We start from the raw sequence: 13,538 nt of genomic DNA, 5'->3' as shown, positions 1-13,538 counted from the left end.
TCCTGTAATGGGCCGCTGGTGCCGCCGAGGCTAGCATGGGGCCCACAACGGCTGATCACACTTTATTGAAGGTCGACCTCACCAACGGTTCTAAGCCCATGGCGATCATCGGCTTGTTGCGTTTGTAGCGCACCAGGCGCTCCGACAAGGACTGCGGCAGCAACGTGTCCTGGGTAAAACCCTGGCGTTGATAAAAGCCTTCCAGGTCCGGATGGCACAGCAGCCACACCGTGCCTTCAACGCTTGCGACCGAGGCGCGGATCAATTGCGCCGCCAGCCCCTGGCCACGCAGCGCCGGGTCGACAAACAGCCCGGTCAACCACTGCCCACCCACCACCGGCGTCAGGCACAGGCCCGCGACAATCTCGCTGCCCCTGGCCACCCACAACTGGCCACCCTTGAGGGCCTTCATCGGTGAGTTATGGCTGCGATAGAACTTGTTCAGCAGCGGCCACAACGGCTCTGCCAGTCGGTCAATGTGCAACTCGGGCATGGTTTTCAAACACGCGAATCCAGGGGGTGCAGATTATAAGTCGGGCAAAGCGCCTTCTGTTGGGCAATCGGTGTTATACCCAGTGTTACATCCCCTGTAAGTGGAGCACGCATCATGGCCAAAGGTCTGAATTCCAAGAAAGCTGACAAGAAGAAACCGGCAAAGACCGCCGATGAAAAACGCGCCGAGAAAAAGGCCAAGAAAACCGACAGCAACCTGTTCGGTCATTAAGTTCTAAGCTAAGTACCAAACGATCTGCAAGATTTTCCCGCCCCATTGCACAGAGCAGGATGAAGCCGACTTTTTCGTCGGCCACGCCTGCCCTGAGCTGCCGATGTCCAACTACCTTGATGAAACCCAGCGCCGGGAAATCGAAGCCCTGGCCCAGACCTTTACCGCCCGCACCGAGTGGCCGACCTGGCTGCTGTTGATCGGCGTCTATGCCGGCTGGTTTGCCGTGATCCTCGCCAGCCACTGGCTTGGCCTGTGGCTGAGTACCGCACTGTTGATCCCGCTCGTGACGCTGTGGATGTCCCTGCAACACGAACTGCTGCACGGCCATCCCACGCGCTTCACTGCTTTGAACAAACTCCTCGGCTACGCACCGTTTGCCGTCTGGTACCCCTACACCCTGTACCGCAACTGCCACCTGGTGCACCACAACGACGAAGACCTGACGGTGCCCGGTGTCGACCCGGAAAGCCGCTACCTGAATCAGCGGCAGTGGGACGACAGTTCGCTGTTCGAGCGCACCTTGCATTGGCTGACCAAGACCGTCCTGGGGCGCTTCCTGTTGGGTTCGCCGCTGGCGCTGTGGAAGCTGGCGCGCAACGAGGTCAGACGCCTGCGCAAAGGCCAGCGCCAGGCGTGGCTGATGTGGCTGAGCCATGGCACCGTGACCGTGCTGATGTTGACCTTCATCGCCCACTACAGCGTGCTGCCGGTGTGGCACTACGTGGCGCTGGTCAGCGTGCCGGCCTTGTCGGTGGCGGCGATCCGTTCCTACTATGAGCATCGCCCGCACCCACAACCGGAACAGCGCACGGTGCTTAACGAAGCCGCCTGGCCGTGGACCTGGCTGTTCCTCAACAACAACCTGCACCTGGTGCATCACGACTTGCCGAAGCTGCCGTGGTATTTGCTGCCCACCGTGTACCGCGCGCGCCGCGAACAATGGGTGGCGCGCAGCGGCGGGTTCCTGGTGCAGGGTTACGGCCAGTTGATCGGCCGTCACGGGCTCAAGGCCATCGACAGCCCACGGCACCCCTTTGCTTGAGAGACGACCATGAGTGACCGCTACGCCGAACTGCTGATGTACGTGGCGCCGCAGCAGGTGCAACAGGCCAATGAGCGCTGGCTTTCGCGCATCCTTGAGCGCCTGGGCGCGACCCGCCGCAAGGCTGATCATCTCGACCTGCGCAGCCTGTGGCGTGCCCCGCAATTGCTGCTGACGCAAACCTGCGGCTACCCGCTGATGACCGAGCTGCGCGGGCAAGTCCAGGTGATTGGCCGCCCGCGCTACGAACTGCCCCACAGCAGCGGCGGCCAGCATTGCAGCCTGCTGCTGACCCGCGACGACAATCCCCGCGTTGCCTTGGCCGACTTCCAAGACAGCCGCGGCGTGATCAACGGCCATGACTCCAACAGCGGCATGAACCTGCTGCGCGAACGCCTGGCGCCGCTGCAGCAGGGCGGTCGGTTCTTTGCCGAAGTCGGCATCAGCGGCGCCCATCGCGAAAGCCTGCGCTGGCTGCGGGAAAACCGCGCCGACCTTGCCGCCATCGACAGCGTGACCTACGACTACCTCGCCCGTTTTGCGCCAGAGGAAGTGGCCGGGCTGAGGATCGTCACCCGCAGCGCGCCCAGCCCGACGCTGCCTTACATCAGCGCGCCGGGCTCAAGTGAACACCTGCGGGAGGTCATGAACCTGGCCTTGCAGGATCTGCCCGAAGTGGTGCAAACCCTCGGCGTACACGAAGTGCTGCCCGCCACCGAAGCGGATTACCAGGTGCTGTTGGATTACCGGCAGCAGGCTGAAGCCTTGGGTTATCCACGCCTCCAATGATCGTTCCCACGCTCCGCGTGGGAACGCATCCTGTGACGCTCTGCGTCACCATTTCAAAGCAGACGCAGAGCGTCCAAGGCGGCATTCCCACGCAGAGCGTGTGACCGATCGGTTATATAAAAATACCTTTTAAATATTATTAAAGAATAAGCAGCCTTGCTAGGATCGCTCCACCGGAACACCGGACATAACGCGCAACCTACTCAGATGGAGCCACTATGTCCGGCGCCGACACTTCTCACAGCGATTACGTGGGCGGATTGTTCCGCAGTCATTACGACTGGCTGTGCGGCCGTCTGCACCGCCATCTCGATTCCCGTGCCCACGCCGAAGACATCGCCGCCGACACCTTCGTCCAACTGTTGAGTTCCCCGGGCGTGGCGCCGATCCGCCAGCCACGCGCCTTGCTCACCACCATTGCCCAACGCCTGATGTACCAGCTGTGGCGTCGCCGTGACCTGGAGCGCGCCTACCTCGACGCCCTCGACCAGGACGAAACCTCGCCCGCGCCATCCCCTGAGGATTTGGCGCAGATGCTCGAAGCCCTGCAGGCCATCGACCAGTTGCTCGACGGCTTGCCGGCCAAGGTCAAGGCGACCTTTCTGCTGTCGCAACTCAATGGCCTGACCTACCCGGAAATCGCGGCCGAGCTGGGCATTTCCCAACGCTCGGTCAGCGACTACATGACCCGTGCCGTCAACCGCTGCCTGCGGCTGTGCCTGGAATGAGCGACGAACTGATCGACAGCGCCACTCGCTGGGTGGTGTTGCTGCGCTCCGGCGAGGCGAGTGCCGCCGACTGGCAGCGTTACCATCAGTGGCGCGCCGCAGACCCGCGTCACGAAGCCTTGTGCCAACAACTGGAAACCCGCCTCGGTGTGTTTCAAATTCCGCAGGCCCAAGGCGTCAGCGGCAAGGTATTGCAGCAGGCACTGGACGCGCCATCCAGCCGCCGCACCGTATTGCGCGGCGCCCTGGTGGGCGCTGGCCTGATGCTGGGCGCCGGTTGGCTGGCCCGGCCGGTGGTGGAGGATTTGACCGCCGATATCCGCACCGGCACCGGCGAACGGCGCACTGTAGCGCTGGCGGATGGCAGCGAGTTACTGCTCAACGCCCGCAGTGCCGCCGACATCCAGTTCGACCCACAACACCGCGTGGTGCGCCTGCGCGATGGCGAGTTGCTGGTGAAGATTGCCAGGGACAGCAACCGACCGTTTTTCATCCAGACCGATCAAGCTCGACTGCATGCCTTGGGCAATCGCCTGTTGCTGCGCGAGCGCGAAGGGCAGGGCCATGTGGTGGCGCTCAACGGCGCCCTGGAGATCGACGGCCAGAACGGCGAACGCCTGCAACTGGAGGCCGGGCACGAGGTGACTTACGACCGCTTCGGCTTCGGCCCGGTGCTGGCCAGTTCCTCGGGGGCGACGGCGTGGATCGACGGTTTCCTGCAAGTGCGCGACCGCCCGCTGGTGGAAGTGATCGACGCACTGCGCCCGTATCACAACGGTGTGCTGCGCCTCGATCCGGCGGTGGCAGGGTTGCGGGTCAGCGGCCTGTACCGCCTCGACAATCCCGACCAGATCCTCGACACCCTGGCACGCACCCTGCCGATCCACATCACCCGCCGGACCGGGTTGTGGGTGACCGTCAGTGCCGCCTGAAAACGGTTCACCTCGGTCAATGTGGGAGCTGGCTTGCCTGCGATGCGAGCACCTCGGCCTCTCAGATGTACCGCAGCGATACCATCGCAGCCTCGCTAAAGCTCGACAGCTCCCACAGTTGACCGCGTCGTTTCCGAATGTCGGTTCTATCGACATAACCAAACGATCTGCAAGTTTTCCCCCGGCCATCCCACATCACTCCCGTAAGCGCTGCGGGGAGCAGCGCTCAGGAGTTTCCTTGGGGGGAGCCAACGTGAGCCCATTCAACCGTACACCGCTTCGAACCTTTGCCCTGGTGCCGTTGGCCAGTCTGTTCCTGTCTTTCGCTGCCAGCGCCGAAGAGGCGCGCCAGGTCTATCACATCGCGCCCGGCCCGCTGGACGAAGTGCTGCTGAACATCAGCCGCCAGAGCGGCCAGGTGATTTCCTTCACGCCGCAACTGGGCAATTATTCCTCGGCGCGGGTCGACGGTTCGCTGTCGGCGCAACAGGCGGTAGACGCCGCGCTCAAGGGCACCGGCCTGCAAGTCCAGGTCAGCCCGGACGGTGCATTCATCATCAAGGAAGGCGCCAAAGTCGCGCCTGCCAGCAACAGCATCAAGGCGCAAACCGCCGAAGCCCAGGCGCCGACCCTCGACCGTGTGGTCGCCATCGGTACCCGTCGCAGTGACGCCACGGCCCTCACCAGCAGCGCCCCGGTGGATGTGATCAACGCCGAAGAACTCAAGCAAACCGGCGCCACCAGCCTCAACCAGGCGCTGTTCCAACTGCTGCCCTCGTTCAACTTTCCGCAGAACAACAGCGCCACCCGCGGCCAGGACCCGAAAGGCGCCTCCCTGCGCGGCTTGTCCCCGGACCAGACCCTGGTGCTGATCAACGGCAAGCGCCGGCACACCTCGGCGGTGGTGAACATTTCCGGTGGCGTGCCGTTCATTGGCGCGCAGCCGGTGGACCTCGACATGATCCCCATCAGCGCCATCGACCACGTCGAAGTGCTGCGCGACGGTGCCTCGGCGCAATACGGTTCGGACGCGGTGGCGGGGGTGGTCAACATCGTGCTCAAGGAGCGCGACAGCGGTGGCGGCATCAACACCCAACTGGGCAAATACGCCCAGGGCGACGGCTTCAGCAAAACCACCGATGGCTGGTACGGCATCGGCTTGCCGGGGGATGGTTTCCTGACCCTGAGCTTCAACACCCTGAACAACAAACCCGATGACATCGGCGACAAATACGTCGCCGATGGCCAGGTACAAGACCCGCGCTGGGGCGGTGCCGGGCGCGACAAATACAACCTGGCGGCCAACGCCGAAATCGGCTTGAACGACCAATGGCGCCTCTACAGTTTCGCCACCTTCGGCCAGGACACCTCGGTGAACAACACGCCGCCGCTGCTGGCCAGCAGCCCGAACAACGTGGCCGGGATCTACCCCAACGGCACCATCCCGAAATACCGCTATCGCTATGAAGACGGCGCCGTCACCGTCGGCACCCGCTATGAAGACGAGAGCATCGGCCGCTTCGATTTGAGCGCCACCTATGGCCGCGACGAGCACGACGAACTGGCTTTCAACACCGTCAACCCGAGCTACGGGATCAACAGCCCGACCAAGTTCAACGTCGCCACCCTGGTCAACGACCAGACCAACATCACCCTGGATTACGCCAAGGATCTGAACGTCGACTGGTCGAGCCATCCACTCACCGTGTCGGCGGGCGTCGCCTACCGGCATGAGCAATACCGGCTGGAGGCCGGCGACTACGATTCCTATTCCTACGGTGGCATCGACGGCGTGCAGGTTGGCGCGGTGCAGGCTTCGGGCCTGACCCCGGACGACGCCGGCACCTTCAAGCGTGATGTGGGCGGCGTGTATTTCGGCCTGGAAAACCAGGTCACCGACAAGCTCCAGGTGGGCATTGCCGGGCGTACCGAGCACTACTCGGACTTCGGTTCAGCCACCACCGGCAAACTCTCGGCGCGCTATGACTTCACCCCGAAAGTCGGCCTGCGGGCCACGGTCAACAATGCCTACCACGCGCCCAGCCTGGGCCAGATCGGTACCTCCTGGACCACCACCACCAACCTCGACGCCAACGGCAACCCGGTGCTGACCCGCATGCTGCCGGCCGACAACCCGGCCGCCCGTGCCCTCGGTGCGCAGCCGCTGAAGCCCGAGAAGTCCACCAACTTCTCCCTGGGCCTGGTGCTGCGCCCAACCGACCAGGCCTCGCTGACCATCGACGCCTACCAGATCTCGATTCGTGACCGCCTGCTGTTCAGCGGTGGTATTTCCGGGCCGCTGGCCGAGCAGATCCTCAAGGACGCCGGCTACGGCCAGTACTCCTGGGCGCAGTTCATGACCAACGCCGCCGACACCCGCACCCGCGGCGTCGACATCGTGGGCAAGTACAACCTGGACCTTGAGCAGTTCGGCAACCTGAACCTGTCGGCGGGCTACACCAAGGCCCGCACCACTATCGAAAAGGTCCACGAAAACCCCAACGGCTTCGAAGTGCTGACCCGTGAATCCCGTGGCTTCCTGGAGCACGGTTACCCGGAAGACAAGCTGGTGTTTGGCGCGGTCCACAAGCTCAACCAATGGACCATTGCCCTCAACGAAACCCGTTACGGCAAGTACCGCAAATATGCCTCCAGCGAAGCCAACGCCCAGTACGACCAGACCTTCAGTGCGCAATGGACCACCGACCTGGACGTGAACTACGCCTTCACCAAACAACTGCGGGTGTCGGTGGGCGTCAACAACCTGTTCGACAGCAAGCCTGACGACTACAACACCCGTTTGCGCCAGACCCCGGGCCAGCAATACAGCTACCTGTCGCCGACGGCGCCGGAAGGGGCGTTTTACTACACGCGGCTCAGTTATGACTTTTAAACCCTGATGCAAAACCTGTGGCGAGGGAGCTTGCTCCCGCTGGGGCGCGTAGCGGCCCCAAGCACTTTGGGCCTGCTGCGCAGTCCAGCGGGAGCAAGCTCCCTCGCCACAAGAGCACTCTTCATGGAATCACCACGAGGTAACACATGAAAACAATCAAGAACCTGCTCGGTGGCTCGCTATTGGCACTCACCGTCCTGGCACAATCAGCCACGGCCGCCGAACCTGCCAAACCGATCCACTTCGGTGACATCACCTGGGAAAGCGGCAGCCTGATCACCGAAGTGCTGCGCCTGATCGTCGAGAAAGGCTATAGCCTGCCCACCGACACCTTGCCCGGCAGCACCGTGAGCCTGGAGGCCGCCCTGGCCAAGGACGATATCCAGGTGATCGGCGAAGAGTGGGCCGGGCGCAGTCCGGCGTGGGTCAAGGCCGAAAGCGAAGGCAAGGTGTTCGGCCTGGGCGACACCGTCAAAGGCGCTACCGAAGGCTGGTGGGTGCCGGAATACGTGATCAAGGGCGACGCCGAACGGGGCATCAAACCCCTGGCCCCGGAGCTTAAATCCGTCGCCGACCTGGCCCGCTACAAAGACGTGTTCCGCGACCCCGAAGACCCGACCCGTGGGCGCTTCCTCAACAGCCCCACCGGCTGGACCTCGGAGATCGTCAACAGCCAGAAACTCAAGGCCTATGGCCTGACCGACAGCTACGTCAACTTCCGCACCGGCTCCGGCGCGGCGCTGGATGCCGAGGTTGCATCCTCGATCCGTCGCGGCAAGCCGGTGCTGTTCTACTACTGGTCGCCGACGCCACTGCTGGGGCGCTTCAAGTTGATCAAACTGGAAGAACCACCGTTCAACGCCGAAGCCTGGAAGACCCTGGCCGACGCCAACAACCCGCACCCCATCGGTACTCGTTCGATGCCAGCGCACCTGGCGATTGGCGTGTCGGCGCCGTTCAAGGCGCAGTACCCGCAACTGGTGACGTTCTTTGAAAAAGTCGACCTGCCGATTGACCTGCTCAACGGCATCCTCGCGCAAATGGCCGAGAAACGTACCGCGCCGCGCCAGGTGGCCGAAGCGTTCCTGAAAGAACAGCCGCAGGTCTGGCAGCAGTGGGTGCCGGCGGACGTCGCGGCCAAGGTCAAGGAGAGTCTCTGATGCGCAAGCTCATCGCAGCCACACTGCTGGCACTGTGCGCCGGGCCGCTGCTGGCGGCAGAACCGGCCACCCTGCGCGTTGGCTACCAGAAAAGCTCGGTGAGCATGGTGCTCGCCCGTGAGCACCACCTGTTCGAGCAAGGGTTGCCGGGCACCAAGGTCGAGTGGATCGAATTCCTCGGCGGCCCGCCGCTGATCGAAGCCCTAAATGGCGGCAGCATCGACATCGGCAATATCGGCGACATCCCGCCGATCTTCGCCCAGGCTGCCGGCATCGACATTCGCTACATCGGCGTCGAGCCCAATGACGGGCGCACCGAAGCCATCCTGCTGCCCAAGGACAGCACCGTGCAAAGCGTGGCCGAACTCAAGGGCAAGCGCGTGGCGTTGCTCAAGGGTTCCAGCGCCCACAACCTGTTCCTCAAAAGTTTGTTGCGTGCCGGCTTGCAGTGGAAGGACGTGAACGTGGTGTACCTGTCGCCCTCCGACGGCCGTGCCGCGTTTGAACAAGGCAAGGTCGACGCCTGGGTGGTGTGGGACCCGTACTACTCGGCGGCCGTGGTGGACGGTTCGGCGAAGGTGCTGGGGGATGGCCAGGGGCTGAACCCGGCGGGCAGTTTCTTCATCGCCAGCGGGCCGTTTGCCAAGCAGCACCCGCAGGCGATTGCGGCGATTCTCAAGGTGTTTGCCCAGGCGCAGCGGTTGTCGCTGGACCAGCATGACGAAAGCGTCGCGCTGATGGCCAAGACATTGGGCTTGCAGCCGGCGGTGGTGGAGAGTTACTTCCAGCACCGCTCGCCGACGCCGAGCCGGCCATTGGAAGCGGTGGATATCGCCAACCAGCAACGTACGGCCGACGCGTTTTTTGCCAACGGCCTGATCCCGAAAAAGGTCGATGTGCAGCAGGTTGTGTTCAAGGCTCCATAACTTGATCCCTGTGGAGAGGGAGCTTGCTGTAGGGAGGGAGCTTGCTGTGGCGAGGGAGCTCCTCACCACGACAGGCTCCTCACCACAGCAAGCTCCTCACCACAGCAATCTCCCTCACCCCATAAAAGCATCTTCAGCATCGACCTTCGCAACCCATCAGTGAGCAGACCATGCAACCGATCTACATCGACTTCCTCAACGGCCTGGACATCGACGAACTGGCCCTGACCAACGACGAAATCCTCAACGCCATCGAATCCAGCCTGGCGATCCAGGGCCGCAGCGAGGCGGTGATCGAGCCGCGCATGCACCTGATTCCCGGCGGTGAAATCAACGGCCACTTCAACGTGCTGCGCGGTGTATTGGGCGGCGCAATCGGCTACGCCGGGGTCAAGGTGGTGGGCGACTTTGTCGATAACTACCGCAAGGGCCTGCCCTCGGAACTGGCGATTCTCAACCTGCTGGACCCGGCCACCGGCATCCCCAAGGCCATCCTCGACGCCTCGGCGATTACCGACATGCGCACCGGCGCCGTCACCGCCATCGGTGCCAAATACCTGGCCCGGCCCGACAGCAAAATCCTCGCGCACATCGGTGCCCGTGGCACGGCGTATTGGAACGTGCGGCTGCTGGACCACCTGTTCGACTTCGACGAAATCCGCGTGCACTCGCGCCGCAGTGAAAGCCGCGAAGCCTTCGCCGAACGCCTGCGCCGCGACCTCGGCAAGCCGGTGATTGTCACCGACGACTGGGAGTCCACGGTGCGCGGCGCCGACATCGTGGTGGAAGCTTCACGCCTGGATCAGCCGCAACCGTTGCTGCACACCGAGTGGATCAAGCCCGGTGCCTTCGTCGTGCCCTACGGCACCATGAGCGCGGTGGAACTGTCGTTGACCGACATCATGCACAAGCTGGTGGTGGACGACTGGGGCCAGTGCAAGGGCGGGATGTTCGGCGCATTGCGCGCCCACGTCGACGCCGGAAAACTCAGCGCCGAGACCTTGCATGCCGAGTTGGGGCAGATCGTCGCCGGCTTGAAGACCGGCCGGGAAACCCCCGAGGAAACCATCCTGTTCTGGCACCGTGGCTTGAGCCTCAGCGATATCGCCCTGGGCCACGCACTGCTGGAAAAATCCAGACGCCTGGGGATCGGCCAGCGGTTGCGCTGGGCATGATTCACTTCGATCCCGCCGGTTTGACGATTGAGGATTTGCTGTCGATTGCCCGCCAAGACGCACCGGCTGACTTCAGCGATGCGGCGCGCCAACGTATCGACGAAGGGCATCGACTGTTGCTGCGCCTGGTGGCTGAAGGCACGCCGATTTACGGGGTGACCACCGGCCTCGGTGCGGCGGTGGATACGCAGGTCGCGCCGGAACAGGCAAACATTCCTTTGGGGCGTGCGGTGGGCGTTGGCCGCCTGGCCACGCGTGAGGAATTACGCGCGATCACCGCAGCCCGCTTGGCGGGGTTGGCCCAGGGGCGTTCGGGTGTTTCGCCGGGTGCAGCGCAGGCGCTGTTGGCGTTACTCAACTGCGGCATGGAGCCCGCGGTGCCGTTGCTCGGCTCGCTGGGTGAGAGCGACCTGGCGCCGTTGGCGCATTTGAGTCTGGCGCTGAACGTGCCATTGACGGGCAAGGATGGCCTGGCGCTGGTGTCGGCCAACTCCGCGAGCATCGGCCTTGGCGCGTTGCTGGTGGCCGAGGCCGAACAGGCATTGCAGGCGATGTTGGCGGGGCTGGCGTTGTCGTGTGAAGGCTATCGGGCCAACCTCAGTCCTTTCCAGCCGTGGGCTTCGCAGTTGCGCCCGGCGCCGGGGCAAAGCGGGCAATCAGCGGCGTTGCTGGAATTGCTGGCGGGCGGCGAATTGGCCGACAACCCGCGTCGGCTACAGGACCCGCTGAGCTTTCGCTGTGCCACGGTGGTTCAAGGCGCGGCGCAACAGGCAATGCAGGCGTTACGCGAGTTGATCGAACTGGAACTGACCAGCGGTGCGGACAATCCGGCGTTGATCAGCGAAGACGCGTTGGTGCTGGCCACGGCCAATTTCGACAGCACCCATCTCGCGCTGGCGGCCGAAGGCTTGGGCCTGGCGTTGAGTCGCGTGGCGGTGTGCAGCGCCGAGCGGATTGCCAAGTTGCTGTCGCCGGCCTCCAGTGAACTGCCGCGCTTTCTGATCAACCAGCCCGGGCACGTGGGCATGGCCGCCTTGCAGCGCACCGGTTCGGCGTTGGTGGCGGAGATCGGGCACTTGGCCAATCCGATCCCGGCGGTGAGCGTGCCGGTGGCGGATCGCGTGGAAGATTATGCGGGGCAGGCGCTGGCGGTGGTCGAGAAAACCCGGCAACTGGTGCAGCGCGTGGTGTGGCTGGGCAGCATTGAGTTGATCGTGGCGGCGCAGGCGGTAGACCTGCGCGGCACGGTTCAACTGGGGCAGGGCACCCGGCGTATTCATCAGGCGGTGCGCCGCCAGGTGGCGCACCTGGATCAGGACCGTTCGGGGTCGGTGGATGTGTTGGCGTTAAGTGCATTCATCGAAAACGATGGCTTGAAACCCATTCTCTAAACCAATGAAGACCCAATGTGGGAGCTGGCTTGCCTGCGATAGCGGTGTTGGATTCACCATCGCTATCGCAGGCAAGCCAGCTCCTACAGATTGATCGCATTTCAGGTCATGGATTTTCAGCGGCCAGGGCGGCAATCACCGCCGGCCGCTCGCCGACCCGCTGCTGAAACTTCGCCAACGCCGGCCACTGCTGCAAGTCGATATCAAACAACCCCGCCCAGCGCAGCACCACAAACAGGTACGCATCCGCCACCGAGTACTGCGCGCCCAGCAGGTAATCCTGGCGCTCCAGGGTCTGCACCAGAATCGCAAAGCGCTTGAACAGCGTGGCCTTGAACAGCGCCTTCACCTCATCGGGAATCGCGTCCTTGAACAACACTCCCAGCCCGCCATGAATCTCGCTGGAGACAAAGTTCAGCCACTCCTGCAAACGCACCCGCTCCCAGCTGCCATTGGCCGGCGCCAGGCCCGCTGCGGGTACCCGGTCGGCCAGGTATTGCAGGATGGCCGCGCCTTCGGTCAGTACCTCGCCGTTGTCCAGTTGCAGTGCGGCTACATAGCCCTTGGGATTGATCTGCAGGAAATCATCACCGTCAGCCGTGAGCTTTTTCTGGTTGTCGACGCGAATCAATTCAAACGGCAGGGCCAATTCCCGCAGCGCGATATGGGAGGCGAGGGAACAGGCATTCGGGGAAAAATACAGCTTCATCGGGGCAACTCCGCAGGACAGTTGCCTTCAGTCTCGTGGGCATGGCACCTTGGGTAAAATTAATCTTTCAGAATCCTGCCATAAGGACAGCTACTGCCATGATGAACCTGATGCACTGGCGCCTGCTGGTGGCCGTGGCGGACAACGGCAGCATCACTGCCGCCTCCGAACGAGTGGGCATGACTCAGTCCGCCGCCAGCCAGGCGATGGCGGCCATGGAGGCCAACCTCGGTGCGCAGTTGTTTGTGCGTGAGGCGCGTCAGACCGTGCCTACCGCCCTGGGCCTGCAAGTGATCGAGCAGGCGCGGGTGATGTTGGAAGCGTTGCAGGCGATTCGCACCACCGTGGACGAAGCGCGGCCGATGCTGCGTGGGACGATTCGCATCGCGAGTTTCCCCATGGTGCTGGCGGTGTTCCTGCCGCCGCTGCTGCGTCGGTTCAACCAGCTTTACCCCGGCATCGAGGTCACGGCCCTGGAAGTGACCGACGATGAAGTGAACACCTTGCTCGACGCGAATCTGATCGACCTGGGCGTGGTGCTCAACCCGCCGTCCGAGCGCAGTGCCGCCGTGCTGGGGCGCGATAACTGGGTGGCGGTGCTGCCGATGGCCCACGGGTTTTCCCGGCGCCCGGCGCAGGCAACGGTCACGCTGGAAGAGTTGGTGGAGCAACCGTTCGTGCTTGCCACCGGCGGCTGCACCGTCAACGCCCGCAGCCTGGCGCAGGAAGCCGGCCTGGTGCTGCGCGAGGTGCGGGTGGAAGTGCGCGAGTGGAACAGCGCTTTCAGCCTGGTGCGTGAAGGCGTGGGAGTGACGCTGGTGCCCGAGATGACCCTGCCGGCCCAGCGCCACGGCTTGCGCATCATGCCCCTGGCGGAGCCGGTGCATCGCGAGTTTGCGTTGGTGACATCACGCCACCAACCGCCTTCCGCAGTGGTTAATGCTTTGTTGCAAATGCTGGCTGACTAGTGGCCTTGCATAGCGCCAACGCCTGTCTATGCTCACCCAGAACCGTTGATGACGCTCGGCATATAAAGCGTTTCGGATAGGTTTCCCCATAAAGGTCT

12 protein-coding genes are annotated in these 13,538 nt (G+C 63.4%); 10 read left to right on the top strand and 2 right to left on the bottom strand.

Annotated features, from left to right (window positions below; genetic code table 11):
• Nucleotides 1-55: 55 nt before the first annotated feature.
• On the bottom strand, nt 56-493 hold the full coding sequence (locus tag HX817_RS03595) for a GNAT family N-acetyltransferase (protein ID WP_087693187.1): 438 nt from the start codon (nt 491-493) through the stop codon (nt 56-58).
• 334 nt (nt 494-827) lie between these two features.
• On the opposite strand from HX817_RS03595, the gene HX817_RS03590 reads away from it, so the two are divergent.
• The 9 genes from HX817_RS03590 to HX817_RS03550 all read left to right on the top strand — a co-directional run bounded on the left by HX817_RS03590 (nt 828) and on the right by HX817_RS03550 (nt 11,763).
• A complete protein-coding gene (locus HX817_RS03590; RefSeq protein WP_008431594.1) occupies nt 828-1,769 on the top strand; it encodes a fatty acid desaturase in 942 nt (313 codons plus the stop codon).
• A gap of 9 nt (nt 1,770-1,778) precedes the next feature.
• Nucleotides 1,779-2,558, top strand: coding sequence for a phosphate/phosphite/phosphonate ABC transporter substrate-binding protein (locus HX817_RS03585; protein ID WP_008431597.1), 780 nt, complete (start codon nt 1,779-1,781; stop codon nt 2,556-2,558).
• A gap of 218 nt (nt 2,559-2,776) precedes the next feature.
• Nucleotides 2,777-3,286 (top strand): sigma-70 family RNA polymerase sigma factor, encoded by a 510-nt coding sequence (locus HX817_RS03580; protein ID WP_003213062.1) that lies wholly within the window; start codon nt 2,777-2,779, stop codon nt 3,284-3,286.
• Complete coding sequence (locus HX817_RS03575) at nt 3,283-4,218, top strand: FecR domain-containing protein (protein ID WP_177039806.1); 936 nt, start codon at nt 3,283-3,285, stop codon at nt 4,216-4,218. Before HX817_RS03580 ends, HX817_RS03575 begins: the two co-directional genes overlap by 4 nt.
• A gap of 253 nt (nt 4,219-4,471) precedes the next feature.
• Nucleotides 4,472-7,111, top strand: a complete 2,640-nt coding sequence (locus HX817_RS03570) for a TonB-dependent receptor (protein WP_102369756.1) — start codon at nt 4,472-4,474, stop codon at nt 7,109-7,111.
• A gap of 146 nt (nt 7,112-7,257) precedes the next feature.
• Entirely contained in the window at nt 7,258-8,271 is a 1,014-nt protein-coding gene (locus HX817_RS03565; RefSeq protein ID WP_177039805.1) for an ABC transporter substrate-binding protein, read from the top strand.
• Nucleotides 8,271-9,197 carry an aliphatic sulfonate ABC transporter substrate-binding protein gene (locus HX817_RS03560; RefSeq protein ID WP_008431606.1) on the top strand — a complete coding sequence of 309 codons (927 nt, stop codon included), beginning with the start codon at nt 8,271-8,273 and terminating at the stop codon, nt 9,195-9,197. The genes HX817_RS03565 and HX817_RS03560 overlap by 1 nt, the downstream gene beginning before the upstream one ends.
• Before the next feature lie 170 nt (nt 9,198-9,367).
• Nucleotides 9,368-10,372 carry an ornithine cyclodeaminase family protein gene (locus tag HX817_RS03555; RefSeq protein WP_003213072.1) on the top strand — a complete coding sequence of 335 codons (1,005 nt, stop codon included), beginning with the start codon at nt 9,368-9,370 and terminating at the stop codon, nt 10,370-10,372.
• The gene (locus HX817_RS03550; RefSeq protein WP_177039804.1) at nt 10,369-11,763 is read left to right on the top strand and encodes an aromatic amino acid lyase; all 1,395 of its coding nucleotides are present in this window, start codon (nt 10,369-10,371) and stop codon (nt 11,761-11,763) included. Before HX817_RS03555 ends, HX817_RS03550 begins: the two co-directional genes overlap by 4 nt.
• 106 nt (nt 11,764-11,869) lie before the next feature.
• Here HX817_RS03550 and gstA read toward each other — a convergent pair whose 3' ends face one another.
• The gene (gene gstA, locus HX817_RS03545) at nt 11,870-12,472 is read right to left on the bottom strand and encodes a glutathione transferase GstA (protein ID WP_008431610.1); all 603 of its coding nucleotides are present in this window, start codon (nt 12,470-12,472) and stop codon (nt 11,870-11,872) included.
• Nucleotides 12,473-12,570: 98 nt separating this feature from the next.
• Between gstA and HX817_RS03540 the strand changes: the two genes are divergently transcribed.
• Nucleotides 12,571-13,440, top strand: a complete 870-nt coding sequence (locus HX817_RS03540; protein ID WP_177039803.1) for a LysR family transcriptional regulator — start codon at nt 12,571-12,573, stop codon at nt 13,438-13,440.
• Nucleotides 13,441-13,538: the final 98 nt, after the last annotated feature.

It is taken from the genome of Pseudomonas sp. C6002, from assembly GCF_013385805.1.
GTDB lineage: Bacteria > Pseudomonadota > Gammaproteobacteria > Pseudomonadales > Pseudomonadaceae > Aquipseudomonas.
Note: the sequence above shows the minus strand (reverse complement) of the source record. Positions and strands in the feature narration are given on the sequence as shown.

What these genes read in the sequence shown, in the direction of transcription:
- HX817_RS03580 (WP_003213062.1), top strand. Translation starts at nt 2,777, where the DNA reads ATGTCCGGCGCCGACACTTCTCACAGCGATTACGTGGGCGGATTGTTC.
- HX817_RS03585 (WP_008431597.1), top strand. Translation starts at nt 1,779, where the DNA reads ATGAGTGACCGCTACGCCGAACTGCTGATGTACGTGGCGCCGCAGCAG.
- HX817_RS03575 (WP_177039806.1), top strand. Translation starts at nt 3,283, where the DNA reads ATGAGCGACGAACTGATCGACAGCGCCACTCGCTGGGTGGTGTTGCTG.
- HX817_RS03590 (WP_008431594.1), top strand. Translation starts at nt 828, where the DNA reads ATGTCCAACTACCTTGATGAAACCCAGCGCCGGGAAATCGAAGCCCTG.
- HX817_RS03550 (WP_177039804.1), top strand. Translation starts at nt 10,369, where the DNA reads ATGATTCACTTCGATCCCGCCGGTTTGACGATTGAGGATTTGCTGTCG.
- HX817_RS03540 (WP_177039803.1), top strand. Translation starts at nt 12,571, where the DNA reads ATGATGAACCTGATGCACTGGCGCCTGCTGGTGGCCGTGGCGGACAAC.
- gstA (WP_008431610.1), bottom strand. Translation starts at nt 12,472, where the DNA reads ATGAAGCTGTATTTTTCCCCGAATGCCTGTTCCCTCGCCTCCCATATC.
- HX817_RS03595 (WP_087693187.1), bottom strand. Translation starts at nt 493, where the DNA reads ATGCCCGAGTTGCACATTGACCGACTGGCAGAGCCGTTGTGGCCGCTG.
- HX817_RS03555 (WP_003213072.1), top strand. Translation starts at nt 9,368, where the DNA reads ATGCAACCGATCTACATCGACTTCCTCAACGGCCTGGACATCGACGAA.
- HX817_RS03565 (WP_177039805.1), top strand. Translation starts at nt 7,258, where the DNA reads ATGAAAACAATCAAGAACCTGCTCGGTGGCTCGCTATTGGCACTCACC.
- HX817_RS03560 (WP_008431606.1), top strand. Translation starts at nt 8,271, where the DNA reads ATGCGCAAGCTCATCGCAGCCACACTGCTGGCACTGTGCGCCGGGCCG.